Annotated in this window: 2 protein-coding genes and 2 pseudogenes; all 4 read left to right on the top strand. The window is 44.7% G+C overall.

Translation table 11 applies throughout. From position 1 onward, the window contains the following. A pseudogene (locus BVJ53_RS15655) lies at window positions 1-104 on the top strand (DUF669 domain-containing protein); the annotation flags it as partial. A gap of 20 nt (window positions 105-124) precedes the next feature. Beyond that, a complete protein-coding gene (locus BVJ53_RS14205) occupies window positions 125-670 on the top strand; it encodes an NUMOD4 motif-containing HNH endonuclease (RefSeq protein WP_015978886.1) in 546 nt (181 codons plus the stop codon). A gap of 9 nt (window positions 671-679) precedes the next feature. Then, entirely contained in the window at window positions 680-1,483 is an 804-nt protein-coding gene (locus BVJ53_RS14200; protein ID WP_238150188.1) for a replication protein, read from the top strand. Then, a pseudogene (locus BVJ53_RS14195) lies at window positions 1,470-1,760 on the top strand (ATP-binding protein); the annotation flags it as partial. The gene BVJ53_RS14200 and the pseudogene BVJ53_RS14195, both read left to right, overlap by 14 nt.

The following is a 1,760-nucleotide window of genomic DNA, read 5'->3' as shown; positions in this document are numbered from 1 at the left end:
ATCCGTCTTTCGGCACACCGGAACAAGCAGGACAAACCAATACAGCCGATCTATTTGCCAACAACGGTCAACCAATAGACGTAAGTGACGATCTTCCATTCTGACTTAAAAGAGGTAATTAAAAATGGAAAATTGGAAAGACATTCCTTCATATGAGCATCTTTATCAAGTTTCTGATCGTGGACAGATTCGAACCGTCCCTGGTAAAACAACTGTGACAGTTCGAAATGGCACCACTTACGAACGCAAATGGCAAGGCAGAACGCTTAAACAGAAAACGGATAAAGGTGGATATAAGCGCGTAACATTATGGAAATCTCGTGCTTGTAAGCAGTTTTTAGTTCATCGGCTTGTCTGCTTGGCTTTTCATCCCAACCCTGATAATTTGCCAGATGTCAACCACATCGATGGAAACCCGTCAAATAATAATGCCGATAATCTGGAATGGATCACTCCACGTGGGAACTTGATGCATGCATATGAGCATAAGCTTAACAAGGCAGCAGTTCCTGTCGTATTGCGAGATCCGCCGACTGGTCAGATTCGATATTTTTACAGCCGATCGGAAGCGTGTCGTTTCCTTGGCAGATGCCCCGAATATATCGGTGACGCGCTTGAACGTGGTGACACTGAGGTAGACGGCTATGAGCTATTTACGATTCCATTCTGATTTGAGGTGATGACATGGCAGACGGAGGCTGGATCAAAGTATATCGGAAAATACGCCAGTCCTTCGTATGTGACTGACGCGAATCAGTTGAAACTTTGGCTACTGATTTTGATGAAAGCAAATCATGCTCCTAGCAAGTTCTTATTCAACGGTCAAGAAGTATCCGTGACAAGCGGAGAAATGGTGACAGGAGCCCACGCACTGGCGTCTGAGATGAATGATGGTGTGCGACGTGACAATCAAGTGTCATGGCGTCAGGTGTGGAGATGGGTTAAGAAGTTTGAAAGTAGTGGAATGTTGACAATCAAATCAAACACCAAATATAGCATCATATCAATATCTAAGTGGTGTGACTATCAGGACAATGACAATCAAGTGTCAATCAAACGTCAATCAACTGTCAATCAAGTGTCAACAAACAAGAAGGAAGAGAAGGAGAAGAAGGAAAAGAAAGAAGATAGTCACCATTCCCGCAAGCGTGAATACGCTGACGACTCTCCTGAAATGATCGAAGCTGTCTATCTCTGGTCGAAGATCAAAGGCAACAACCCTGAGCATAGGAAACCAAACTTGCAAGTGTGGGCTGATGACATTCGAAAGATGAATCAACTAGATCATCGACCGTTTGAGAAGATACACAAGATGATTGACTGGTGCCAGCTTGACACGTTTTGGCAAACCAACATTCTAAGTGCGTCAAAGCTGAGATCGAAGTACGACACTATGGCGGCACAGGCAAATCGCAAGTTTTCATCTGGTAGACGGCTAGAACACACGGAAACAAAGGAGAACTGGGGATATGGAGTCGACTAAAGGCCTATTCACACATGCGGACGTGCAAAAAATCATCGAAAAGCGAGGGATGGACGTTAGCAAGCTGCCAACTCAAGAGGAGATTGAGAAGCGCTTCTACGAACGCTCTATGGCCGCATTGAACCGTAAAAAGGTACGTGCCATTTATCGCTACTCAGTCTTTCCCGGAAACGTTCCGGCTAAGTTTACGTTCGAAAAATGGCAGCCTGAAATGCAGACGAATTTGCAGAAATCAAGAGATCTGGGAAATAGGGCATACAAGCTGGCAAAACAAATG

The sequence above is a fragment of the Lacticaseibacillus chiayiensis genome (assembly GCF_004123795.1).
GTDB classification, from domain to species: Bacteria; Bacillota; Bacilli; order Lactobacillales; family Lactobacillaceae; genus Lacticaseibacillus; species Lacticaseibacillus chiayiensis.
Note: the sequence above shows the minus strand (reverse complement) of the source record. Positions and strands in the feature narration are given on the sequence as shown.